Source organism: Phyllobacterium sp. YR620, assembly GCF_900104165.1.
Classification (GTDB): domain Bacteria; phylum Pseudomonadota; class Alphaproteobacteria; order Rhizobiales; family Rhizobiaceae; genus Phyllobacterium; species Phyllobacterium pellucidum.
The window spans coordinates 321550-344924 of sequence record NZ_FNJP01000003.1; the positions used below are offsets into that span (position 1 = coordinate 321550).

A 23375-nucleotide genomic window follows, 5' to 3' on the forward strand; every position below is an offset into this window, starting at 1 on the left:
AAAAATTGAAAGATCATTTGGCCGGAACGGCAAACGATCCGTTTGAATTGGCAGTCTTATCTGCCGGGTTTAATGGCAGGACGACCTGCCGGAATGGAAATCGGGGGAACCCATGCTGACAGGTATCGCGGCGGCGTTTTTCTATCTCTTCGCCTTCATCACTGTAGCCAGTGGTTTCATGGTTATTGCTGCACGCAATCCCGTGCATTCCGTGCTGTTCCTGATCCTCGCCTTCTTCAACGCGGCCGGTCTCTTCCTGCTGACCGGCGCCGAATTCCTGGCGATGATCCTTCTCGTCGTTTATGTCGGCGCTGTGGCGGTGCTCTTCCTTTTTGTCGTCATGATGCTGGACGTGGACTTTGCCGAACTGAAGAGCGGAGCGCTGCAATATGCGCCGATCGGCGCACTGGTTGGGCTCATCCTGGCCGCTGAGCTGATCATCGTTCTGGGCGGTTCGATTTTCGCGCCGACCCTGACCGCATCGCCGGTCCAGCCGACGCCGGATCTTGCGACCCGCACCAACACCGCGGCGCTCGGCGACATCCTTTATACGGACTACATTTATTTCTTCCAGATTGCCGGGCTGGTGCTTCTGGTTGCGATGATCGGCGCCATTGTTCTGACGCTGCGGCACAAGCCGAACATCAAGCGGCAGAACATCGCGCAGCAGGTGGCTCGCACGCCTGCAACGGCCATCGAGGTCAAGCAGGTCGAAACCGGCAAGGGTATCTGACAGGAGCGTCATGATGGAAATTGGTATCGCACATTATCTGACTGTCTCTGCCCTGCTGTTCACGCTCGGGATCTTCGGCATCTTCCTCAACAAGAAGAACATTATCGTCATCCTGATGTCGGTCGAATTGATCCTGCTTGCGGTCAATCTGAATTTCGTGGCGTTTTCCGCCGCTCTGCACGATCTGGTCGGCCAGGTCTTTGCGCTGTTTGTCCTGACCGTCGCCGCCGCCGAGGCAGCCATCGGTCTTGCTATTCTCGTCGTGTTCTACCGCAATCGTGGATCGATTGACGTAGAAGACGTCAACATGATGAAAGGTTGACGGGGGCATGCTGTATCTGGCGATTGTCTTCCTTCCGCTGCTCGGCTTCCTGATCGCCGGGCTCTTCGGCTCCGCTATCGGCGCGAAGGCGAGCGAATATGTCACGACCGGCTTTCTGATCGTCTGTGCCATCCTTTCGTGGATCGCATTCGGCTCGGTCGCCCTTGGGCATACCGAGGCGTTCAAGATTCCCGTGGCGCATTGGGTCGAGTCCGGTTCGCTGAGCTTCGACTGGTCGCTGCGCATCGACACGCTGACGGCGGTCATGCTCGTCGTCGTCAATACGGTCTCGGCGCTGGTTCATACCTATTCGATCGGCTACATGCACCATGACCCCGATCGCCCGCGCTTCTTCGCCTATCTCTCGCTCTTCACCTTTGCCATGCTGATGCTGGTGACGGGCGACAATCTCGTTCAGATGTTCTTCGGTTGGGAAGGCGTCGGTCTTGCCTCGTACCTGCTGATCGGGTTCTGGTACAAGAAGCCATCCGCCAACGCCGCCGCCATGAAGGCCTTCATCGTCAACCGCGTCGGCGACTTCGGTTTCCTTCTCGGTATCTTCTCCTTGTTCGTTCTGTTCGATACCGTCCAGTTCGACACGCTGTTCGCATCTGCCGCGCAATATCTGCCGGCAGAAGGCGCCGCAACTGACGGTAGCCAGATCGTTCTCAACTTCCTCGGCTATACGCTTGATAAGCAAGGCGCAATCACGATTGCCGCGCTCCTGTTGTTCATGGGTGCAATGGGCAAGTCGGCGCAGTTCCTGCTGCACACCTGGTTGCCGGATGCCATGGAGGGCCCGACCCCGGTTTCAGCGCTCATCCATGCCGCAACGATGGTCACCGCCGGCGTTTTCATGGTCGCGCGCCTGTCGCCAATCTTTGAACTTTCGCACACGGCGCTGATGTTCGTCACTTTCATCGGCGCAACGACCGCGTTCTTCGCGGCCACGGTTGGCCTCGTTCAGAACGACATCAAGCGCGTGATCGCCTATTCGACCTGTTCGCAGCTCGGTTACATGTTCGTGGCGCTCGGTGTCGGCGCCTATGGCGCAGGCATATTCCACCTCTTCACGCACGCCTTCTTCAAGGCGCTGCTGTTCCTCGGCGCGGGCTCGGTCATCCATGCCGTTTCGAACGAGCAGGACATGCGCCACATGGGCGGACTGCGCAAGCTCATCCCGACAACGTACTGGATGATGATCATCGGCACTGTTGCACTGACCGGTCTCGGCATTCCGGGCACGCTGATCGGCACGGCCGGCTTCTTCTCGAAGGACATGATCATCGAGTCGGCCTTCGCCTCGCACAATCCGGTGGCGAACTACGCCTACATTCTTCTTGTCATCGCCGCTGTCTTCACCAGCTTCTATTCGTGGCGCCTGATTTTCATGACTTTCCATGGCAAGCCGCGCGCCAGCCACGATGTCATGCATCACGTGCATGAATCGCCCTATGTGATGCTGGTGCCGCTCTTCATTCTCGCGGCAGGCGCACTCTTTGCCGGCGTGATGTTCCACGAGTACTTCTTCGGCCACGAGTATGCCGAGTTCTGGAAAGGCGCGCTGTACACGGCTCCGGGCAATGAGATTCTCGAGGAACACCACCACGTGCCGTTCATCGTGCAGCTGTCGCCATTCATCGCGATGGTCGTTGGGTTCCTGATCTCGTGGCAGTTCTATATCCGCTCGCCGGAAACACCCAAGCGCCTCGCTGCCCAGCATCCTGGCCTTTATCAGTTCCTGCTCAACAAGTGGTATTTCGACGAGCTCTACGACTTCCTCTTCGTGCGCCCGGCGAAAGCCCTAGGCCGGTTCCTATGGAAGCAGGGCGACGGCTGGCTGATCGATGGCCATGGCCCCGATGGAATTTCGGCACGCGTCGTTGACGTGACCAATCGCGTCGTGCGGCTGCAGACGGGTTACCTTTATCACTATGCGTTCGCGATGCTCATTGGGGTCGCCGCACTCGTCACCTGGATGATGCTCGGGAGCAACTTCTAATGACCGACTGGCCAATTCTCTCGACCGTTACCTTTCTGCCGTTGGTCGGTGTTCTGCTCATCCTGTTCATCCGTGATGACAGCGACTCAGCGCGGACGAACATCCGCAATGTGACGCTGTGGACGACGATCATCACGTTCCTGCTGTCGCTGCCGATCTGGTACTATTTCGACAATAGCCAGTCGGGCTTTCAGTTCGTCGAAAAGACGGCGTGGCTCGACTCGGGAATCTCGTACCATATGGGCGTCGACGGCATTTCCATGCTGTTCGTCATCCTGACGACGTTCCTGATGCCGCTTTGCATCCTTGCAAGCTGGGATGCCATCCAGAACCGCGTCAAGGAATACATGATCGCATTCCTCGTGCTGGAAACGCTGATGATCGGCGTCTTCTGTGCGCTTGATATCGTGCTTTTCTACGTGTTCTTCGAAGCCGTTCTCGTGCCAATGTTCATCATCATCGGCGTTTGGGGGGGCAAGCGGCGCGTTTATGCAAGCTTCAAGTTCTTCCTTTATACGCTGCTCGGCTCGGTGCTGATGTTGCTTGCCATCATGGCGATGTACTGGCAGGCCGGCACCACGGATATTCCGACGCTGCTCGCCTACAAGTTCCCGGCATCCATGCAGACCTGGCTGTGGCTGGCATTCTTTGCCTCCTTCGCCGTCAAGATGCCGATGTGGCCGGTCCATACCTGGCTTCCCGATGCGCACGTCGAAGCGCCGACCGCGGCTTCGGCGATCCTTGCCGGCATTCTGTTGAAGCTCGGCGGCTACGGTTTCATCCGCTTCTCGCTGCCGATGTTCCCGCTCGCCTCCGCCGATTTCGCGCCGCTGATCTATACGCTCTCGGTAGTCGCCATTATCTACACGTCGCTCGTTGCCTTGATGCAGGAAGACGTGAAGAAGCTCATTGCCTATTCCTCGGTCGCGCATATGGGCTATGTGACCATGGGCATTTTTGCCGCCAACGAGCAGGGCATCCAGGGAGCATTGTTCCAGATGCTGTCGCACGGCCTCGTGTCGAGCGCGCTGTTCCTTTGCGTCGGCATCATCTATGACCGCACACATACCCGCGAGATCGCGGCCTATGGCGGCCTCGTCAACAACATGCCGAAATATGCCGTCGTCTTCATGATCTTCACCATGGCGAATGTCGGCCTGCCGGGTACGTCCGGGTTCGTGGGCGAATTTCTGACGCTTCTCGGTGTCTTCCGCGTCAACACGTGGGTGGCGATGTTCGCGGCAAGCGGTGTTATTTTCTCTGCGGCCTACGCGCTCTGGCTTTATCGCCGCGTCATCTTCGGCGTGCTCGACAAGGACAGCCTGAAATCGCTGCTCGACATGACGACGCGTGAGAAAGCCGTGGTCTATCCGCTGGTCATTCTGACGATCTTCTATGGCGTCTACCCCATGCCGATCTTCGATGCGACGGCAAGCTCCGTGCACGCCATCATCAATCAATACAATAATGCGCTGTCCTCGGCCGCCACACTGGCGCTGAAATAGCAGGAAGAGGCCTAACCGACATGATTGCCAACTTGACGCTTATGGCTCCTGAACTGCTCATCGCGGGCGGCGCGCTCGTGCTGTTGATGATCGGCGCGTTTTCCGGCGAGCGGGCAAACGGGCTGGTTGGCGGCCTTGCCGTTGCACTGCTTCTCGCCGCACTCGCGCTTGTCGTCATATTCCCGCAGGACGGCCATGTTTTCGGACGCGCCTTTGTCAGCGATCCTTTCTCACGCTTCATGAAGGTGTTGACGCTTGTCGGTTCAGTGGTGACGCTGGTGATGTCGGCGGGCTTTGCCAAGGAGCAGAAGTTCGACAAGTTCGAGTTCCCGATCCTCGTCCTTTTGGCGACGCTCGGCATGCTGCTAATGATTTCGGCCAATGATACGCTCTCGCTCTATCTTGGCCTCGAACTCCAGTCCCTCGCGCTCTACGTCGTCGCCGCCATCAATCGCGACAACGTCCGTTCGACCGAAGCTGGTCTCAAATATTTCGTGCTCGGCGCTTTGTCGTCCGGCATGCTTCTCTACGGCATTTCGCTGGTCTATGGCTTTACCGGACATACCGGCTTTGAAGCGATCGCGCAGGCACTCAGCGGCGGCGAACGCCAGCTCGGCGTCGTCTTTGGCCTCGTTTTCATCCTGGCCGGCCTTGCCTTCAAGATCTCGGCCGTCCCCTTCCATATGTGGACCCCTGACGTTTACGAAGGCGCACCGACACCGGTGACAGCTTTCTTCGCCTCGGCGCCGAAGATGGCGGCGATGGCACTTCTGACCCGCGTCGTCAGCGAAACCTTCCAGCCGATCACCCACGATTGGCAACAGGTGGTCGTTTTCATAGCCATAGCTTCGATGGTGCTTGGTGCGTTTGCGGCCATCGGCCAGCGTAACATTAAGCGGCTGATGGCCTATTCGTCGATCAGTCACATGGGGTACGCGCTCGTTGGTCTCGCCGCCGGGACGGTTGTCGGCGTACGCGGCGTTGCCATCTACATGCTCATTTATCTCGTCACCACGCTCGGCACCTTCGCCTTCATCCTCGCAATGCGACGCAAGGACGGCAATGTCGAGCAGATCAGCGATTTGTCCGGGCTCTCGCGCACCAATCCGATCATGGCGACGATCCTGACGATCCTCATGTTCTCGCTCGCAGGCATTCCGCCGCTCGCCGGCTTCTGGGGCAAATGGTACACCTTCCTTGCCGCGATGCAGGCAAACCTCTATGCGCTGGCGATCATCGGCATTGTCGCCTCGGTCGTGGGTGCATTCTATTATCTGCGCATCATCAAGATCATGTGGTTCGATGAACCGGCAGGTGCTTTTGTGCCCATGGCCGGCGAGTTGCGGCTTGTTCTCGGCGTTTCCGGCCTGTTGGTTCTGTTCTATATCTTTGTCGGCGGACCGGTCAGCACCTATGCGGAAGCCGCAGCGAAAACCTTCTTCTGACGACTATGGGCTTTTCCCTATCGCCCTTGGCCCAGCAGAACTTCTATCGCCTTGAGGCCTTCGAGACGATAGGTTCAACCAATGCCGTGGCGTTGGAGCGGGCACTTGCGGGTGACCCCGGAAAGCTCTGGATTGTTTCCAAGCAGCAGGAAAGCGGGCGCGGACGGCGCGGGCGGGCCTGGGCGACATCGCACGGCAACCTCGCGGCCTCGCTGCTGCTAACCGGCGCATTCGACCTGAAGGCCGCAGCGACGCTCGGTTTTGTCGCGGGCCTCGCATTGGCCGACGCACTGGACGCGGTCTGTCCATCGACTACCTTCTCGGTTGGCCTCGACGGTGCCGGCAATCACGGTTCTACCAACACACCGCTGCGTGTCGAGTTGAAATGGCCGAACGATCTGCTTGCAGGCGGGGCAAAACTCGCCGGTATCCTGCTCGAGTCCACCCAGCTTGAGGCCAATCGTTTCGCGATTGTCATTGGTATCGGTGTCAACGTCGTGGCATACCCTGACGACGTGCCTTATCCGGCAACGTCGCTTGCCCGCCTTGGGGCGGATTGTAATGCCGAAACACTGTTTCTGGCGCTGTCCGACGCCTGGCAGGAAAACAGCTGGGTTTGGAACGAGGGACGGGGACTTGCCGAAATTCGCAAGCGCTGGCTGGCACGTGCGGCCGGCCTCGGCAGCGAGGTCGCTGTGCGAGTCGACGGCGCGGTCCTGCGTGGTATATTCGAAACCATTGACGAAGATTGCCGTTTCGTCATTCGCGACAGCGAGGGCGAGCGCATAAAGATCGCCGCTGGTGATGTGCATTTTGGTGCGGTGGCGTCCGCAAGGGCTGAATAGAATTCGGCTATTAGGAGTATAGATGGCGAATTCCGATCAAGCTGAGCTTGTTTTCCTTCCACTCGGCGGTGTCGGTGAGATCGGAATGAACTTGGCCATGTATGGCTATGGCCCGGCGCATAAGCGCGAATGGGTGGTGGTCGATATGGGCGTCAGCTTTGCCGGCCCCGAACTTCCCGGCGCCGATCTCATTCTGCCAGACATCCGGTTCCTGCAGGCCGAACGCCAGAACCTCAAGGGTATCGTCATCACCCACGCCCATGAAGATCACTACGGGGCGTTGCTCGATCTGTGGCCGCTCCTCAATGTTCCGGTTTACGGCACTCCCTTCACCGCCGGGCTGCTCGAGGCCAAGCGTCATGCGGAGCCCGGCGCGCCGGACATTCCGGTAACGATCTATCGCGCCGGCGAGACATTCAATGTCGGCCCATTCGAGTTCGAGGCGCTGGCGGTCACCCATTCGATCCCCGAGCCGGTATCGCTCGCGATCAGGACACCGCTCGGCACGATCATCCACACTGGCGACTGGAAGATGGATCCGGAGCCATCAATGGGGCCGCTGATCAATGAAGCGCGCTTCCGCGCCATCGGCGATGAAGGCGTTCTCGCCATGATGTGCGATTCGACGAATGCGCTGCGCGAAGGCGAATCGCCTTCCGAGCGCGAGGTGGGTGAGAGCCTGCGCAATATTATCGAGAACGCGCGTGGCCGCGTCGCCATCACGACCTTTTCGTCGAATGTCGGCCGTATCCGCTCGATCGCCTTGGCCGCGCGCGATGCGGGAAGGCAGGTATTGGTGCTCGGCCGTTCAATGAAGCGCATGATCGATGTCGCCAGTGAGCTTGGATATCTCGACGATGTCTCTGAATTCCTGTCGGAAGACGATTACGGCTTCATTCCGCGCGAGAACATGGTGATTATCCTTACCGGCAGCCAGGGCGAACCGCGCGCAGCGCTGGCCAAGCTAGCCCGCGATGAAATGCGCAGCGTCGCGCTTTCGGCCGGCGATCTGGTGATCTATTCGTCCCGCACGATCCCCGGCAATGAAAAACCGATCATCGAGACCAAGAACCTTTTGATAGAGCAGGGCATCCAGATCATTTCGGATGACGACCAGCTCGTGCATGTTTCCGGGCATCCCCGTCGCAACGAGTTGCGGCGGATGTATGAGTGGGTACGTCCACGCATTCTCGTCCCGGTGCATGGCGAGGCCGCGCATCTCGTCGCCCAAGGTTCACTCGCTGCCATGGCCGGCATCCCGGAAGTGCCGCAGGTGCGCAATGGCGACATCTTGAGGCTCGCGCCGGGCAGGGCCGAGATCATCGACAAGGCGCCGTTCGGCCGGTTGGTCAAAGATGGCAAGCTCATTGGCGACGAGGAAGAGGTGGGTATCGTCGAACGCCGCAAGCTCGCCTATGTCGGGCATGTTGCCGTGTCGATGCTGCTCGACGACAACTACAACATCATTGAAGATCCGGAGATCGTGCCGGTGGGGCTGCCGGAAAGCGACGATGAGGGCGAACTGCTCGAGGACTTGCTCTACGATGCGGCAGTAAGCGCCGTTCAAAGCATTCCCCGTGAAAAGCGCAGGGATCTGGCGATGGTTCGCGAAGCAGTGCGCCGCGCGGTACGGGCGGCAACAAACGAGGTCTGGGGCAAGAAGCCGGTGGTTACCGTCTTCGTGACCCGCCCATAGGACAATCCTTATGCTGGGCCGTCTCAACCATATCGCCATTGCGGTGCCTGATCTGGCAGCAGCGTCGGCGACCTATCGCAACATGCTGGGCGCCAAGCCCACCGAGCCGCAGGTCCTCCCGGAACACGGCGTGACGGTGGTCTTCATCGATGTCGGCAACACGAAGATTGAGCTCCTCGAACCGCTCGGGGCTGATTCACCGATTGCTGCCTTCCTGGCCAAAAATTCCTCCGGAGGCATGCATCACGTCTGCTACGAAGTGGCCAATATCATTGCCGCCCGCGATCATTTAAAAAGTGAGGGCGCCCGTATACTTGGCGATGGAGAGCCCAAGATCGGCGCGCATGGCAAACCCGTTCTCTTCCTCCACCCGAAGGATTTCAACGGGACATTGATCGAACTGGAGCAAGAATAATGCCTATCGCGACGGCCATGGCAGTCTATTTCATCCTCTGGTGGCTGACATTGTTCACCATGCTGCCGATCGGCCTGCGCACGCAAGGCGACGAGGATGACGTGACGCTGGGCACGCCAGCCAGCGCCCCGCACAAGCATCGCATGGGCAGGGTCTTTCTTCTGACGACGATCATTTCGGCGGTGCTATTCGGAGCCTTCTACGTCGTGAACCAGGAATATGGCTTTGGCGTAGACAGTTTCCCGGTCTGGTTCCCGCAGGCAAAATAGAAATTCACGCCACTAACTTCAGTTTTGCTGGATCGAAACGCCACTTTCGCCGATTTTGAGCTCGACGGCGGGTTTGGTCTCTTCGCGATAAATGTAGATTCCCAATCCGATGACGGCAACGAGAAGTGCTCCGACGATCAGGTAAAGGCCATTGCGATTATTCAAGATCATTTCCTTTAATTGTGATGGAGAGACTAACTAGAGAAGTGAGAGGGCTTTGAATATTAGCCGTTGGTCTGATCCAGCGCGTGCGGCGCCGGTGTTCCGGGTTCATTGCTTCCTCTTAGGGGAAAGACTGCCAGCAGGCCGGCAAGAATGAGTAATGTCAGAAGCGCTGCAATGAACAGGGTCTGCAAGTTCATAACGGTCTCCAGTTTGCCCTATCAACCAGCGCGGCGGCGAAAAGTTCCGCGAGGCCCGGCTTTTGCGCTTCTTTAGGATTGTTACCGCGGAAAAGAATATTGATTCGCCGGCCCTTTCGCGTGAAACGGCGTCTGAAAATCCTGCCTCGCACCGATCTCCGGGAACGATCGATAAACGTAAACTGGCTAAGAACTTTGATTGGGCGTCGCGCGATCTGGCAAACAGCGGCAGCTCGAAATTGAAATCGGCCGAAGAGGTAGGCTAACAGAGCCGAAATGCAGCAACAAAAAGCGGCTGCTTAGAATTCGATTTCAGAACAGCAAGCAAGTACTTGAATCTGCGCTTAAGGACAAAAAAAATGCAAGGCTTTCACCTTGCATTTTAAGATCGCGTCCGACCTGATCCACTTGCGTGGCGGCTGCGTGTTATCGCGCCACAGGTCACATCCTCCCAAGACTTTGACCGCGTAGGAAAGCAGAATTTTTCTTACTTTCTCCTTATGCCGAAAAAAATAGCGGACTGCCTGCGAAATGTCACGAAAAATATTCGTTGCCATCACATTTTGCTTACATTTCCAGCAGGATCATGAATCTTCGATAAATCAGTAGCTTCTTCGCGCCTGCTTACGGGTTTCCAATCAGATGCGAAGCAGTTAAGTAAACTTTGCTGCTGGCTTGTCTTCTTTCGAACTACGAGAAACGCAGCGTGATTTTGATGGGTGCACGATTCCCTCCCAAAAATCGAACACGATTTATGGAGTTATGCGCTACCTTGCACTTGGTTTTGCCTGATTCTTAACGCACTCAGGCTGTATTCAATTTGGTGATCTTCAATGCGGCTTTCCCGGTACTTTTTGCCCATCCTCAAAGAAAACCCCAAGGAGGCGGAAATCGTCTCCCACCGGCTCATGTTGCGCGCCGGGCTGATTCGACAGGAGTCAGCCGGCATCTACGCATGGCTGCCTGCGGGTTTGAGAATTCTCAACAAGGTAAGCAATATCATCCGCGAGGAGCAGAACAGGTCCGGAGCTATCGAACTCCTGATGCCGACCCTTCAATCGGCCGATTTGTGGCGTGAAAGCGGTCGCTATGACGCCTACGGCGACGAGATGCTGCGCATCAAGGATCGCGGCGAACGCGATATGCTTTACGGGCCGACAAATGAGGAAATGATCACAGAGATCTTCCGCGCCTATGTGAAGTCTTACAAGGACTTGCCGCTCAATCTTTATCACATCCAGTGGAAATTCCGAGACGAGCGCCGTCCGCGTTTCGGCGTCATGCGCTCGCGTGAGTTTCTGATGAAGGACGCCTATTCGTTCGACCTTAACTTCGAGGCAGCGAAGGCAGCGTATAACCGCATGTTCGTCGCCTATTTGCGCACGTTCTCGCGCCTCGGTATCCAGGTCATACCCATGCGTGCCGATACGGGCCCCATCGGCGGTGAACTCAGCCACGAATTCATCATCCTTGCCGATACCGGCGAAAGCCAGGTCTTCTGCGATCGGGCTTATCTCGACCTGCCTGTACCGGGTCCCGATACGAATTTCGACAATGACGACGAAATCGCCGATATCGTAAAGCGCTGGACGACGCCCTATGCGGCGACCGACGAAATGCATGATGAGGCCGCCTGGGCCAAGGTCGGAGCTTCGGATCAGCTGGCCGCTCGCGGTATCGAGGTCGGTCACATCTTCCACTTCGGTACGAAATACTCCGAACCAATGGGCGCCAAGGTTAGCGGCCCCGATGGAAAGGATCATCTCGTATCGATGGGTTCCTATGGGATCGGCCCTTCGCGCGTCGTCGCTGCCATCATTGAAGCCTCGCACGACGAGAACGGCATCATCTGGCCGAAATCCGTAGCGCCGTTTGGCGCCGGCATCGTCAACATGAAGCCCGGCGACGCGGCTTGCGATGCGGTTTCTGCCAAGATTTACGAAGCTCTGACGAATGCCGGGCTCGATCCGCTGCTTGACGATACGGACGACCGTCCGGGCGCCAAGTTTGCGACCATGGATCTGATCGGTCTGCCGACGCAGATTATCGTCGGCCCGCGCGGCGTCGCTGCTGGCGAAGTCGAACTCAAGAATCGCGCAACGGGCGCCCGCGAGACGCTCAGCGTCGAATCGGCGATCAACAAGCTTGCAGGACCCCATGACTGAACAGACTGCGATGACCGGTTCCAAGCCGTTCTCCGCCTATGAGCGGATGATCGCCTGGCGTTATCTTCGGGCGCGGCGCAAGGAAACCTTCATTTCGGTGATTGCCGGGTTTTCGTTCACCGGGATAATGCTGGGCGTTGCGACACTCATCATTGTCATGGCCGTGATGAACGGTTTTCGCAGCGAACTGCTGACCCGCATCCTTGGTATCAACGGCCATCTGATCATGCAGCCGATCGACCGGCCGCTCGATGATTACGATGCGGTAATCAAGCGTGTTGACGGCGTCTCCGGCGTATCCTTTGCCATACCCGTTGTTGAGGGCCAGGTGCTTGCCAAGGGCACTGTCGGCGCAGGCACGGGCGCTCTGGTGCGCGGCTTGCGCGAGGAGGATATCGCCAAGCTCAAGCTCGTTGCGACGAATGTGCGGCAGGGGACCTTCGAGGGGTTCAATACGGCAGGCGGGGTCGCCATTGGCACGCGCATGGCCGAGAATCTCGGCCTCGGCCTCGGTGACCGTCTCACATTGATTTCTCCCGATGGCGACGTGACCCCGCTCGGCATGGCGCCGCGCGTCAAATCCTATCCGGTCACCGCCATCTTCGAGATCGGCATGTCGGAATATGATGCTTCGATCGTCATCATGCCGCTCGAGGAAGCGCAGCTCTATTTCAACCAGGAAGGCAAAGTTCAGTCGCTCGAAATCTTCGCCGACAATCCCGACAATATCGATGCGCTGAAGAAGCCGGTCGAGGATGCTGCGCAGCGGGCGCTCATGCTAACCGACTGGCGTCAACGCAACCAGACCTTCTTCTCCGCGCTTCAAGTCGAGCGCAACGTAATGTTCATGATCCTGACGCTGATCGTGCTCGTCGCAGCACTCAACATCATCTCCGGCCTGATCATGCTGGTGAAGGACAAGGGGCATGACATCGCCATTCTCAGAACGATGGGAGCGACGCGCAATTCGATCCTGCGCATCTTCCTGATGACCGGCGCCGCCATCGGTGTGACCGGCACGCTCGCAGGCGTCGTGCTTGGCGTGGTCGTTTGCCTTAACGTCGAGCGGATTCGGGAATTCTTCTCCTGGCTGTCCGGAACCACCCTGTTCAATCCGGAACTCTATTTTCTCAGCACGCTTCCGGCCAAGATGGACTTCAACGAGACGTTTTCGGTCATTCTCATGGCGCTGGTTCTATCGTTCCTTGCAACCCTTTTTCCCGCATGGCGCGCAGCCAAGCTCGATCCAGTTGAAGCCCTGAGGTACGAATAAATGGCAGCCGGTCCCATTCTTCAACTGACGGGCGTCGGCCGTCGGTACAATGAGATCGACCGCGAATTGGTGATCCTCAACGACGCAAATTTCGCGCTGGGCAAGGGCGAGATGGTGGCGCTTGTCGCACCGTCGGGCGCCGGCAAGTCGACACTGCTTCATACGGCCGGCCTTCTGGAGCGGCCTGACAGTGGCGATGTGATTCTTTCCGGAAGGTCATGCGGCACGCTTTCTGATGAAGAACGTACGGCAATCCGCCGCAATGATATCGGCTTCGTCTACCAGTTTCATCATCTTCTGCCCGAATTTTCCGCACTTGAAAACGTGATGATGCCGCAGATGATCCGTGGCATGAAGCCGGGCATAGCGGCTGAGCGGGCGCAGCAACTCCTCGATTACATGAAGGTCGGGGCCAGGGCTTCGCATCGGCCGAGCGAACTTTCGGGCGGCGAGCAGCAGCGTGTGGCGATTGCACGTGCGGTCGCTAACGCGCCGCTGGTGCTCCTGGCTGACGAGCCCACCGGCAATCTCGATCCTGTTACCTCGTCCTATGTGTTTGAAGCTCTGGAGGCGCTCGTTCGCCAATCCGGGCTTTCGGCGATGATCGCGACTCACAATTTCGATCTCGCCCGCCGCATGGACCGGCGCGTGACCCTGAAGGACGGCAAGATCACCGATCTTTGATCCCCCGGGGATTTTCGGGGGCCTGATAGTCGCGTCCAAAATGAAGCGCGCGGTCAAATAATCCTGTTCAAATGCGCTTCGCTGCGGACATCGTTCATCTTCTCTTAAGATTTTGCAAACCATAGCGCCAACCCGCACTCTGGCTGGCTTGACTTCAGAACAAAAAAAGAACAAAACATATACATAGAGACAACGAAGAAGGGTTTTACCGATGAGCGAACTTTTCCAGGACGTCATGTCATTCGTTACTGTCAGCCTTTTCATTGCCACTTTCGCAATGTGGGTCAGCGTTATCTGAAAAGCTGAGATCGCGCGGCAGAGCGTCAGCCCGCGCGATCTTGCTCTATCCACTGTTGTGGTCGGGCAAGACCCCAATACGGGTGGACACCGTGTGGCGCTTGTTCGACTATGCCGCAGCGGTGAATCAGTTCTCCGTTCAATATCCGGAGACGACAATTGGCAGACGGGCAGGGCAATAGCGGCGGCAAGGCAAATGCGCAGGCGCTGCGATTCGTCCACCTGAGGGTTCACTCCGCCTATTCGCTGCTCGAAGGCGCATTGCAGGTTCCCAAGGTCATCGATCTTGCGGTTGCCAGCAAGTTTCCGGCGCTGGCAATCACCGATACGAACAACCTCTTCGGCGCACTCGAGTTTGCGCAGAAGGGTTCGAAAGCAGGATTGCAGCCTATCATCGGTTGCCAGCTCGACATTGCTTTCCACGACCAGGCCGAAGAAAGCCGGAGCGCCAATCGGCGCGAGGCGCTTGGTCTTGCCCCGCTCGTACTGATCGCTGCCACCGAGGCGGGCTATGCCAATCTCGTTCGCCTCGTGAGCCGTGCCTACCTTGATTCACCTGCTGGCGATCCAATTCACATCGCGGCGGACTGGCTTCCCGGCAGAGCCGACGGCATCATTGCCTTGACGGGTGGACCGGAGGGGCCGATCGCCAAAGCGATCAAGGACGACCGCAGTGACCGGGCCCGCCAGCGCCTGAGCCTGTTGCGGTCGCAGTTCGGGGATAGGCTCTACGTCGAATTACAGCGACATGCGGGGTACGATCGTGCTCTGGAGGCAGCGCAGGTCGAACTGGCCTATGAGCTGGAATTGCCGCTTGTAGCGACGAACGATGTGTTCTTTTCAAAAAGCGAAGACTACGAGGCGCACGATGCGCTGCTTGCCATTGCCTCGGGTTCGCTCCTTTCCATCGACGACCGGCGCCGCCTCACGTCGGACCACTATCTGAAAAGCGAAGCGGAGATGGTAGCGCTCTTCGCCGATCTGCCGGAGGCAATCGAAAGCAGCGTCGAGATAGCGCAGCGTTGCTCCTATTATCCAGAGAAACGCGCGCCGATCCTGCCGCGCTTTACCGGCGAAAGCGATGATCCCGATGCGGCGCTCCAGGCGGAGGCCGATGAACTCGCCCGGCAGGCGCGGGAGGGGCTTGCCCAGCGTATCCAGCAACAGGGCCTGGCTGACGGCCATACGCCACAGCAATATGCAGAACGGCTTGAACACGAGATTTCGATCATCACCCGGATGAAATATCCGGGCTACTTTCTCATCGTTTCTGACTTCATTAAATGGGCAAAGGCCCACGACATTCCGGTCGGGCCAGGTCGCGGCTCGGGTGCAGGTTCGCTCGTCGCCTATGCGCTGACGATCACCGACGTCGATCCGTTGCGCTTCTCGCTGCTGTTCGAGCGCTTTCTCAATCCCGATCGTGTATCAATGCCGGACTTTGACATCGATTTCTGCCAGGAGAGGCGCGATGAAGTCATCCGCTATGTCCAGGGCAAGTATGGCCGTGATCAGGTGGCGCAGATTATCACGTTCGGCACCCTGCAGGCCCGCGCCGTCCTGCGCGATGTCGGGCGCGTTCTCGAAATGCCCTATGGCCAGGTTGACCGCCTGACCAAGATGGTTCCGGCCAATCCCGCCAATCCGGTTACGCTGTCGAAAGCCATCGAGGATGAGCCGCGTCTTCGCGAGGAGCGCGACAAGGAGCCAGTGGTCGAGCGGCTGCTCGATATTTCGCTCAAGCTTGAAGGCCTTTATCGCCACGCCTCTACTCACGCAGCCGGCATCGTCATCGGCGACCGGCCGCTGTCCGAACTCGTGCCGATGTACCGCGATCCGCGTTCGGACATGCCGGTCACCCAGTTCAACATGAAGATGGTGGAAGAAGCTGGACTGGTGAAGTTCGACTTCCTCGGCCTTAAGACCCTGACCGTGCTGCAAACAGCGGTCAACCTCGTCAAGCGGCGCGGGATCGCGGTCGACCTTTCCAATCTGCCGCTCGATGACAAACTGACCTACGAGATGCTCTCGCGCGGCGAGACGGTTGGCGTGTTCCAGGTGGAAAGTACCGGCATGCGCAAGGCGCTGATCGGTATGCGGCCGGACCGGATCGAAGATATCATCGCGCTCGTCGCGCTCTATCGCCCGGGCCCGATGGAGAATATCCCGACCTATAACGCCCGCAAGAACGGCGACGAGGAGATGGCGTCGATCCATCCAAAGATCGACCATCTCGTCAAGGAAACGCAAGGCGTCATCATCTACCAGGAACAGGTGATGCAGATCGCGCAGGAACTGTCCGGCTATTCGCTGAGCGAAGCCGATTCTTTGCGCCGCGCCATGGGCAAGAAGATTCGCGCTGAAATGGACATGCAGCGCGTGCGCTTCGTCGATGGCGCGGTCGAGCGCGGCGTGACCAAGCCGCAGGCCAATTTTATCTTCGATCTTCTTGCGAAATTTGCCGATTACGGCTTCAACAAGTCGCATGCGGCGGCCTATGCGATCGTGTCGTTCCAGACCGCCTATATGAAGGCGCATTATCCGGTCGAATTCCTCGCCGCGTCGATGACCTACGACATGTCGAATACCGACAAGCTCAATGACTTCCGGCGAGAAGCTGTTCGGCTGGGTATCGAAGTGGTGACGCCCTCGGTCAACACATCCTATCGCCTGTTCGAAGTCGGCGAGAACCGGATCTATTATTCGCTCGCGGCCATAAAGGGCGTCGGCGAGGCGGCCGTCGACCATATCGTCGAAAAACGTGGCGCGACGCCCTATGCCAGCCTCGAGGATTTCTGCGAGCGCATCGACCCGCGCGTCGTCAACCGGCGCGTATTCGAAAGTCTCATCAATGCCGGCGCCTTCGATTGTTTCGGTCGCGAGCGCCCCGCCATGATTGCCGGGCTCGACCGCATCATCGGCCATGCGCAGCGCACCCAGGAAGACAGCCTGAGCGGGCAGGCGGATATTTTCGGCGGCATGGCCTCGGGCGCGCAAACGCTGCAACTGCCTGCGGCAGCGCCCTGGCTTTCGGCGGAAAAACTGCGGCGCGAATACGAGGCGGCAGGGTTCTACCTTTCTGCCCACCCCCTCGACGAATACAGGCCTATCCTCGAAAAGCTGCGCGTGCAGACCTGGCTCGAGTTTCAGGCGGCGGTCAAGCGCGGCGCCAATGCGGGGCGGCTGGCGGGCACGATCACTGCCAAGCAGGAGCGCAAGACGAAGACCGGCAACAAGATGGCAATCATCCAGTTCTCGGATTCCTCCGGCCAGTTTGAAGCCGTGCTCTTTTCCGAAGCGCTGTCGCAATATCGAGATTTGCTCGAGCCCGGCAAGTCGGTCGTGGTGACTGTCGGTGCGGAGGACCGTCCGGAAGGGATCAGCCTGCGCATCCAGACCGCGCAGTCGCTGGAAGATGAGGCAACGCGCATGCAGAAGGCGTTGCGGCTTTACATGCGCTCCAGCGCGCCGCTGACCTCGATTGCGCCTTATCTTGCGCCGCAGAATGACGGCCAGGTCGTCAGTCTCGTACTGATCAAGGAAAACGGCGCGACTGAAGTCGAGATCGAGCTTCCCAATCGCTACCGGGTCGGACCGCAGGTTGCGAGCGCCATGAAGGCCATTCCGGGCATCGTCGAAGTCGAGATGGGGTAGGGTCGCTCACTCCAGTTCCTCGGGCGAAGCCTTGGGCGGTGTCCTGATCTTGCCGAACGTATAGCCGGTTTCGACGGCATTGTTGCCGAACTTGCCCCGTAGTTTGTCGATGGCGCTCTCGGCCACGGCGCGCTTCGTAGCTTGCACGTCGACCAGATCCTTCGGGTCGGCTCGTCCGTCATCGCTGAGATCGCTCACGCCTATGCCGATTAGGCGAAATCTCGTACCATCGATTTCTTTTTCAAGGAGCGAGCAGCCGGTGCGAAAGATGCGATCGGCAAGCTGCGTCGGATCAGCGAGCTGGCGATTGCGGGTGCGCAACTTGAAGTCGCGTGTCTTGAGCTTGAGCACGACCGTGCGACCCGCAATGTCGGCCGCTTTCAAACGGCGCGAGACCTTTTCGGATAGCGAGCGCAGGATCGCCACAAGTTCGTCCCTGGACCCGATGTCTTCGTTGAAGGTCGTTTCCGCCGACACGCTTTTGCTCTCGCCATTCGGCTCGACGCGCCGCGTGTCGAGGCCTCGCGAAAGCCGGTAAAGCCGTTGGCCCATCGTGCCGTATGCCGCCATGAGCGGGCCGAGCTCCATGGTCTGCAACTGGCCGATCATGCGGATGCCATCCTTCTCCAGCGTCGCGGCGAAAGCCTTGCCGACGCCCCAGATCATTGTCACCGGCTTGTCGGCAAGAAAGTCCTTCGCTTCGGCCTCGCCGATAATCGAGAACCCGCGCGGCTTGTCGAAGTCGGAAGCGATCTTTGCGAGGAACTTGCAGTAGGAGAGGCCGACGGAGACAGAGAGCCCGATTTCCCGCTCCACGCGGTTTGAAAACTTCGCCATCACCCGCGCTGGCGGATCGTGATGCAGCCGTTCTGTGCCCGCCAGATCGAGAAACGCTTCGTCGATCGACAGCGGCTCCACCATCGGTGTCAGATCGCGCATCATCTGGCGTATCTCTCGGCCGACGCGGACGTATTTCTCCATATCGGGTGGAATAACGACCGCGTTCGGGCAGGCCTCCAGTGCCTTGAACATTGGCATTGCCGACTTCACGCCATGGATGCGCGCAACATAGCAAGCTGTTGAAACGACGCCACGTTTGCCTCCGCCGATAATGACGGGCTTGTCGCGAAGCTCGGGATTGTCGCGCTTTTCCACCGCGGCATAAAAAGCATCGCAGTCAACATGGGCGATGCTCAGCCTGTACAGCTCTGGATGACGCAGCACGCGCGGGCTGCCGCAAACGTGGCAGCGGCGGCCTTCCGCGCGTTGGGCGGCCATACAGTCACGGCAAAAGCCATATCGCGGATCGTTGAGGGAGGCCATGATGCTCGGAACATAAAAGGAACGTCGCCAGCTTACCGAAGCGGCTGAGTCCGCGCAATATCGCGCTGGCGATTATGAACCGGTTACATCTCCTGGGTCCGTCCACCGGGAAGCAGACGAAGCGCAGCCTGAAAGGTGGCGGGGTCGGTTCCATTCGTCTCGCAGAATTTCATCAGGGTGGGCTCGTGACCAAGATAGAATTGCAAAACGCCGGCGAGAAAGCCTGGCTCGCCTGCCGCGGCGCGGATTTGGTCGGCGTTGATCCCGGTCAGCGCGAGGAAGCGGGAAAGCAGCTCGCTGTCTTGCGCCAGAAATACCAGGGCGTCGATCGCGAATTGCTGCGCGTCGTCGAGAGAGAGCTGATTTTTCATCTGGGTACGTTCCTCAATGTCGCACATCGCGGTCGATCTTTCTGCTGCACCCGCAACCACATGCGGTTGAATATGAGCAAAAGAAGTTGTTGAATAAATCCTTGGTTAAACATGATCGACAGCATATCTGGATTGGTGTGCGGAGTTACCTTTTCATCAATCATCCGCCGATATCAAATGTATCCTTGGAGCGGAGTTGCTGCTGATCTTTGTCTCATGGAATTCGGCAGGTGGCATGCGCCTTCGAGCATGGTCAACAGGAATTTGCCAATGGTGAAGAAAGTAATGATCGTCGAGGATAATGAGCTGAACATGAAGCTCTTTCGCGATCTCATCGAAGCCAGCGGCTATGAGACCATCCGTACGCGCAACGGGCTGGAAGCGCTCGATCTTGCGCGCGAGCATCGGCCCGATCTCATTCTCATGGACATACAGCTGCCGGAAGTTTCCGGACTAGAAGTCACCAAATGGCTCAAGGCCGACGACGATCTCCACGTCATCCCGATTATCGCTGTCACCGCCTTCGCCATGAAGGGGGATGAAGAGCGCATCCGGCAGGGCGGTTGCGAAGCATATATTTCAAAACCGATCTCGGTGCCGAAGTTCATCGAAACCATAAAATCTTATCTTGGCGACGCGTAACCGTCAGTTCGGAGTAGTGAAATATGACGGCCCGCATTCTTGTCGTTGACGATGTACCCGCAAATGTGAAGCTGCTGGAAGCGCGGCTGACGGCGGAATACTACGAAGTCGTGACCGCTACCGACGGCTATGCGGCGATCGATATTTGCGAGACCAGCAACGTCGACGTCATCCTGCTCGATATCATGATGCCCGGCATGGACGGCTTCGAAGTCTGCCGCAGGCTGAAATCGAGTGCAGCGACTGCCCACATTCCGATCGTGCTGGTCACCGCGCTCGACGGCGAGAAGGATCGTATCACCGGCCTCGACCTCGGCGCGGATGATTTTCTGACGAAACCGGTGAACGACCTGCAACTCCTCGCGCGGGTGAAAAGCCTGGTAAGGCTGAAGAACCTGACTGACGAACTGCGGCTTCGGGTGGCGACGACGCGCGATGTCGGGCTCGAATCGATTCTGCGCTTCCCGGGCAAGGACGGTGGCAACAAGAAAGCGCGCGTACTGCTCATCGACGAGCGGCTGGAAAGCGCCGAGCGCATCCAGTCGATCCTTGGGGTAACTGCGGTCGTTGATGTCCAGATTGACCCGCAGACCGGCTTCTTCGATGCGATACAGGGCAACTATGATTGCTTGGTCATATCGTCCAATCTGTCCGATTTCGATCCGCTGCGCATTTGTGCCCAGCTGCGTTCGCTCGACAATACGCGCTCGCTGCCGATTATCCTTATCGCCAGACCGGGTGAGGAGACCTTGATCCGCCGCGCCCTGGAGCTTGGCGTCAATGACTATGTAATGCGTCCGCTGCATCCCAACGAACTTTTGGCGCGGCTGCGGACGCAGTTGCGGCGCAAGGCCTATCATGACGGTCTTCGCGCGAGCGTCGTCAAGACCTACGAAATGGCGGTGACCGATAGCCTGACTGGCTTGCACAACAGGCTTTATCTTGAAACGCATCTGGCAACGCTGTTCAAGCGCGCGGTGGAGCGGCGTCGGCCGCTGTCGGTGCTCATGACCGATATCGACCGCTTCAAGCTGATCAACGACACGCACGGCCATGATGGCGGCGATGAGGTGTTGCGCGAGTTCGCCAAGCGCCTGCGCCGCAATGTTCGCGGCAGCGATCTTGCCAGCCGTTACGGCGGCGAGGAGTTCTTTATCGTCATGCCGGACACGGATACGTCAATTGCTGCCGTCGTCGCCGAGCGTATCCGGCGCGAAGTCGCCTCCACACCGTTTCCAGTCAACAAGAATGCGATCAGCGTGCCCGTGACGATCAGTGTCGGCATCGCCAGCGTGCTGCCGACCGGTGACAGCGTGTCAGCGCTCCTCAAGCGCGCCGACGACGCGCTTTACGATGCCAAGGCCGCCGGCCGCAACCGTGTTGTCTCAGCCGCCGCCTAGTACGCCTCTATCCGAACAAGAACACCCAGTTGCAAACAAAAATGCCGCCCTGGGGCGGCATTTTGATGATCTGGATGACCCAAGATTACTTGATCTTGGTTTCCTTGAATTCAACGTGCTTGCGCGCAACCGGGTCGTACTTGCGGAAGGACATCTTCTCCGTCTTCGTACGGCTGTTCTTGCTCGTGACGTAGAAGAAACCGGTGTCAGCGGTCGACAGAAGCTTGATCTTGATATTCGCAGCCTTAGCCATTTCAGTTTACCTGTTCTGATTGTTGAGGACCGCTATTCAAATCCAGCAGCGTGGCTATAAGCGGAAATTCGGCCGGACACTTAACCGAATGGCGCCGAAAGTCAAGCCCACTCGATTGGCTCACGGCATACTTCCTCCAAATCGACCCGACACCCGGTTGCGGCGATCATCACTAAGCTCGCCGCTGTTCGAGTATGTGCTCGAACGCATAGGTGTGCCGCGTGGCAGCTTTTCAAATGACGAAATGGCGAAATTCTATTAAAGGTAGCTGCCGGACACACGCTGACGTTGAAACTGGCAATTGCATCTGGCTCGGGCGCGATTCGCGGGTTCTAATCCTCCCATCTGACCATCGTTTGGCGGAGAATTTCACCAATGAAAGTTTCACTTCTGACTGTCGCCATGATTTTTGCGATACCCGGTCTCGGCTCGGCACAGAGCAATTGCGGCGATCTGAACAATCAGACGGAAATGAACGTGTGCGCCGGGAAAGCTTATGCAAAATCCGACGCCGAACTGAACAAGCTCTATAAGGAGATCGAGGCGCGGCTCAAAGACGACACGGACACGACAAAGCTTCTCGTTTCAGCGCAGAAGGCATGGGTGGCCTTCCGCGATGCCGAATGCAATTTCTCGAGTTCACGCGTAGCTGCCGGTACCGTATATCCGTTTGTCTCCAGCTCGTGCCTCGACGGCATGACACAAATGCGCATCGAGAACCTGAAGGGCTATCTCAAATGTACGGATGGCGATCTGGATTGTCCGGTGCCGGCGGCAAACTGACGGGGTTAGGGGTGGGTTGAGCGTGGCTGAAACGCAATGCCGTCACCTTTGTTACTCGCGCACTACCAGTCTCCGGTGCCAGACTGGCTCATGACCGCATGATTGCCGCGCGAAATAGGCGCGGCATTGCCAGGATCAGGAGGAAATAACATCATGGCTTCATCTATCAAAGGCGGCAACGCCAGCGGCACGACCGGAATGCATACGCCGTCAGTCGTATCGCCCCAGGAGTGGGAAACGGCGCGCGAAAAGCTGCTCGTCAAGGAGAAGGATCACACAAGGGCACGCGACGCCCTTGCTGCCGAGCGCCGACGCATGCCGTGGATGTCAGTCGACAGGGAATATGCTTTCGAAGGACCTGACGGCAAGGTCAGCTTGCGCGACCTGTTCGATGGCCGCCGGCAGCTGATCGTCTATCGCGCCTTTTTCGAACCCGGCGTCTTTGGCTGGCCGGAACATGCCTGCCGAGGCTGCTCGATGGTGGCCGACCAGGTTGCGCATGTCGCCCACCTCAATGCCCGCGACACGACGCTTGTATTCGTTTCGCGTGCGCCCCAGGCAGATATCGCACGCCTGAAGGAGCGAATGGGCTGGGGGATACCCTGGGTCACGGTCACCGACGGGTTCGATGCGGATTTCGGCGTCGACGAATGGCACGGAACGAACGTCTTTTACCGTGACGGCGATCGCATCTTCCGTACATATTTCATCAACAATCGCGGCGACGAGCAGATGGGGGGTACCTGGAACTACCTCGACATCACGCCGCTTGGCCGGCAGGAAGTCTGGGAGGATTCGCCCAAAGGCTATCCGCAGACACCCACCTACAAATGGTGGAACTGGCACGACGCCTATGTGCCAAATGCCGCGCCCGACAAGAAATGGGTCGAAGTCTCGGATGCAGGCGAGGCGGCGTTCCGCAACAAGAAATGAAGC

22 protein-coding genes are annotated in these 23375 nt (G+C 58.2%); 17 read left to right on the forward strand and 5 right to left on the reverse strand.

What is annotated here, in order from left to right:
• The first annotated feature begins 112 nt into the window (after nt 1–112).
• From BLR72_RS13355 to BLR72_RS13395, 9 genes are read left to right on the forward strand one after another with little or no spacing between them, the layout of a single operon-like run.
• Nucleotides 113–733, forward strand: coding sequence for an NADH-quinone oxidoreductase subunit J (locus BLR72_RS13355; RefSeq protein WP_027232477.1), 621 nt, complete (start codon nt 113–115; stop codon nt 731–733).
• 13 nt (nt 734–746) lie between these two features.
• A complete protein-coding gene (nuoK, locus tag BLR72_RS13360) occupies nt 747–1055 on the forward strand; it encodes an NADH-quinone oxidoreductase subunit NuoK (RefSeq protein WP_027232478.1) in 309 nt (102 codons plus the stop codon).
• A 7-nt stretch (nt 1056–1062) separates the two neighbouring features.
• Nucleotides 1063–3057, forward strand: coding sequence for an NADH-quinone oxidoreductase subunit L (nuoL, locus tag BLR72_RS13365; protein ID WP_175492358.1), 1995 nt, complete (start codon nt 1063–1065; stop codon nt 3055–3057).
• Entirely contained in the window at nt 3057–4562 is a 1506-nt protein-coding gene (locus BLR72_RS13370; protein ID WP_027232480.1) for an NADH-quinone oxidoreductase subunit M, read from the forward strand. Before nuoL ends, BLR72_RS13370 begins: the two co-directional genes overlap by 1 nt.
• Nucleotides 4563–4582: 20 nt before the next feature.
• Nucleotides 4583–6007, forward strand: coding sequence for an NADH-quinone oxidoreductase subunit NuoN (gene nuoN / locus BLR72_RS13375; protein WP_091949262.1), 1425 nt, complete (start codon nt 4583–4585; stop codon nt 6005–6007).
• Nucleotides 6008–6012: 5 nt separating this feature from the next.
• Nucleotides 6013–6852, forward strand: coding sequence for a biotin--[acetyl-CoA-carboxylase] ligase (locus BLR72_RS13380; RefSeq protein ID WP_091949265.1), 840 nt, complete (start codon nt 6013–6015; stop codon nt 6850–6852).
• Nucleotides 6853–6874: 22 nt separating this feature from the next.
• A complete protein-coding gene (locus BLR72_RS13385) occupies nt 6875–8548 on the forward strand; it encodes a ribonuclease J (RefSeq protein WP_091949268.1) in 1674 nt (557 codons plus the stop codon).
• Between the two features lie 10 nt (nt 8549–8558).
• The gene (gene mce, locus BLR72_RS13390) at nt 8559–8963 is read left to right on the forward strand and encodes a methylmalonyl-CoA epimerase (RefSeq protein WP_091949271.1); all 405 of its coding nucleotides are present in this window, start codon (nt 8559–8561) and stop codon (nt 8961–8963) included.
• On the forward strand, nt 8963–9232 hold the full coding sequence (locus BLR72_RS13395) for a DUF1467 family protein (protein WP_027232485.1): 270 nt from the start codon (nt 8963–8965) through the stop codon (nt 9230–9232). Before mce ends, BLR72_RS13395 begins: the two co-directional genes overlap by 1 nt.
• Before the next feature lie 18 nt (nt 9233–9250).
• On the opposite strand, the gene BLR72_RS22480 is transcribed toward BLR72_RS13395, so the two are convergent.
• Nucleotides 9251–9397, reverse strand: a complete 147-nt coding sequence (locus BLR72_RS22480) for a hypothetical protein (protein WP_027232486.1) — start codon at nt 9395–9397, stop codon at nt 9251–9253.
• Between the two features lie 59 nt (nt 9398–9456).
• Complete coding sequence (locus BLR72_RS22485) at nt 9457–9594, reverse strand: hypothetical protein (RefSeq protein WP_172982594.1); 138 nt, start codon at nt 9592–9594, stop codon at nt 9457–9459.
• Between the two features lie 833 nt (nt 9595–10427).
• On the opposite strand from BLR72_RS22485, the gene proS reads away from it, so the two are divergent.
• The 4 genes from proS to dnaE all read left to right on the forward strand — a co-directional run bounded on the left by proS (nt 10428) and on the right by dnaE (nt 17667).
• Nucleotides 10428–11759: a proline--tRNA ligase gene (gene proS, locus BLR72_RS13415; protein WP_091949277.1), complete on the forward strand. Its 1332-nt coding sequence runs from the start codon at nt 10428–10430 to the stop codon at nt 11757–11759.
• The gene (locus BLR72_RS13420; protein WP_091922558.1) at nt 11752–13032 is read left to right on the forward strand and encodes a lipoprotein-releasing ABC transporter permease subunit; all 1281 of its coding nucleotides are present in this window, start codon (nt 11752–11754) and stop codon (nt 13030–13032) included. Before proS ends, BLR72_RS13420 begins: the two co-directional genes overlap by 8 nt.
• Nucleotides 13033–13716 carry an ABC transporter ATP-binding protein gene (locus BLR72_RS13425; RefSeq protein WP_027232490.1) on the forward strand — a complete coding sequence of 228 codons (684 nt, stop codon included), beginning with the start codon at nt 13033–13035 and terminating at the stop codon, nt 13714–13716.
• A 456-nt stretch (nt 13717–14172) separates the two neighbouring features.
• Nucleotides 14173–17667 carry a DNA polymerase III subunit alpha gene (gene dnaE, locus BLR72_RS13430; protein WP_091949280.1) on the forward strand — a complete coding sequence of 1165 codons (3495 nt, stop codon included), beginning with the start codon at nt 14173–14175 and terminating at the stop codon, nt 17665–17667.
• Nucleotides 17668–17673: 6 nt separating this feature from the next.
• Here the strand turns inward: dnaE and BLR72_RS13435 are convergent, their stop codons facing one another.
• Complete coding sequence (locus BLR72_RS13435) at nt 17674–18990, reverse strand: DNA polymerase IV (RefSeq protein ID WP_091949282.1); 1317 nt, start codon at nt 18988–18990, stop codon at nt 17674–17676.
• A gap of 83 nt (nt 18991–19073) precedes the next feature.
• Complete coding sequence (locus tag BLR72_RS13440) at nt 19074–19361, reverse strand: DUF3572 domain-containing protein (RefSeq protein ID WP_027232493.1); 288 nt, start codon at nt 19359–19361, stop codon at nt 19074–19076.
• 270 nt (nt 19362–19631) lie between these two features.
• Between BLR72_RS13440 and BLR72_RS13445 the strand changes: the two genes are divergently transcribed.
• Complete coding sequence (locus BLR72_RS13445) at nt 19632–20003, forward strand: response regulator (protein WP_008122893.1); 372 nt, start codon at nt 19632–19634, stop codon at nt 20001–20003.
• Between the two features lie 23 nt (nt 20004–20026).
• Nucleotides 20027–21403, forward strand: coding sequence for a PleD family two-component system response regulator (locus BLR72_RS13450; protein WP_091949285.1), 1377 nt, complete (start codon nt 20027–20029; stop codon nt 21401–21403).
• Nucleotides 21404–21488: 85 nt separating this feature from the next.
• Here the strand turns inward: BLR72_RS13450 and rpmG are convergent, their stop codons facing one another.
• On the reverse strand, nt 21489–21656 hold the full coding sequence (gene rpmG / locus BLR72_RS13455) for a 50S ribosomal protein L33 (RefSeq protein WP_008122896.1): 168 nt from the start codon (nt 21654–21656) through the stop codon (nt 21489–21491).
• A gap of 375 nt (nt 21657–22031) precedes the next feature.
• Between rpmG and BLR72_RS13460 the strand changes: the two genes are divergently transcribed.
• The gene (locus BLR72_RS13460; RefSeq protein WP_091949288.1) at nt 22032–22439 is read left to right on the forward strand and encodes a lysozyme inhibitor LprI family protein; all 408 of its coding nucleotides are present in this window, start codon (nt 22032–22034) and stop codon (nt 22437–22439) included.
• A 153-nt stretch (nt 22440–22592) separates the two neighbouring features.
• Nucleotides 22593–23372, forward strand: a complete 780-nt coding sequence (locus BLR72_RS13465) for a DUF899 domain-containing protein (protein WP_244506697.1) — start codon at nt 22593–22595, stop codon at nt 23370–23372.
• Nucleotides 23373–23375: the final 3 nt, after the last annotated feature.

Coding starts and splice junctions, on each gene's coding strand:
- BLR72_RS13460 (WP_091949288.1), top strand. CDS start 22,032: ATGAAAGTTTCACTTCTGACTGTCGCCATGATTTTTGCGATACCCGGT.
- BLR72_RS13420 (WP_091922558.1), top strand. CDS start 11,752: ATGACTGAACAGACTGCGATGACCGGTTCCAAGCCGTTCTCCGCCTAT.
- nuoK (WP_027232478.1), top strand. CDS start 747: ATGGAAATTGGTATCGCACATTATCTGACTGTCTCTGCCCTGCTGTTC.
- BLR72_RS22485 (WP_172982594.1), bottom strand. CDS start 9,594: ATGAACTTGCAGACCCTGTTCATTGCAGCGCTTCTGACATTACTCATT.
- BLR72_RS13380 (WP_091949265.1), top strand. CDS start 6,013: ATGGGCTTTTCCCTATCGCCCTTGGCCCAGCAGAACTTCTATCGCCTT.
- BLR72_RS13370 (WP_027232480.1), top strand. CDS start 3,057: ATGACCGACTGGCCAATTCTCTCGACCGTTACCTTTCTGCCGTTGGTC.
- BLR72_RS13425 (WP_027232490.1), top strand. CDS start 13,033: ATGGCAGCCGGTCCCATTCTTCAACTGACGGGCGTCGGCCGTCGGTAC.
- BLR72_RS13355 (WP_027232477.1), top strand. CDS start 113: ATGCTGACAGGTATCGCGGCGGCGTTTTTCTATCTCTTCGCCTTCATC.
- BLR72_RS13385 (WP_091949268.1), top strand. CDS start 6,875: ATGGCGAATTCCGATCAAGCTGAGCTTGTTTTCCTTCCACTCGGCGGT.
- BLR72_RS13465 (WP_244506697.1), top strand. CDS start 22,593: ATGGCTTCATCTATCAAAGGCGGCAACGCCAGCGGCACGACCGGAATG.
- rpmG (WP_008122896.1), bottom strand. CDS start 21,656: ATGGCTAAGGCTGCGAATATCAAGATCAAGCTTCTGTCGACCGCTGAC.
- BLR72_RS13440 (WP_027232493.1), bottom strand. CDS start 19,361: ATGAAAAATCAGCTCTCTCTCGACGACGCGCAGCAATTCGCGATCGAC.
- BLR72_RS13445 (WP_008122893.1), top strand. CDS start 19,632: ATGGTGAAGAAAGTAATGATCGTCGAGGATAATGAGCTGAACATGAAG.
- BLR72_RS13435 (WP_091949282.1), bottom strand. CDS start 18,990: ATGGCCTCCCTCAACGATCCGCGATATGGCTTTTGCCGTGACTGTATG.
- nuoN (WP_091949262.1), top strand. CDS start 4,583: ATGATTGCCAACTTGACGCTTATGGCTCCTGAACTGCTCATCGCGGGC.
- proS (WP_091949277.1), top strand. CDS start 10,428: ATGCGGCTTTCCCGGTACTTTTTGCCCATCCTCAAAGAAAACCCCAAG.
- BLR72_RS13450 (WP_091949285.1), top strand. CDS start 20,027: ATGACGGCCCGCATTCTTGTCGTTGACGATGTACCCGCAAATGTGAAG.
- BLR72_RS13395 (WP_027232485.1), top strand. CDS start 8,963: ATGCCTATCGCGACGGCCATGGCAGTCTATTTCATCCTCTGGTGGCTG.
- nuoL (WP_175492358.1), top strand. CDS start 1,063: ATGCTGTATCTGGCGATTGTCTTCCTTCCGCTGCTCGGCTTCCTGATC.
- mce (WP_091949271.1), top strand. CDS start 8,559: ATGCTGGGCCGTCTCAACCATATCGCCATTGCGGTGCCTGATCTGGCA.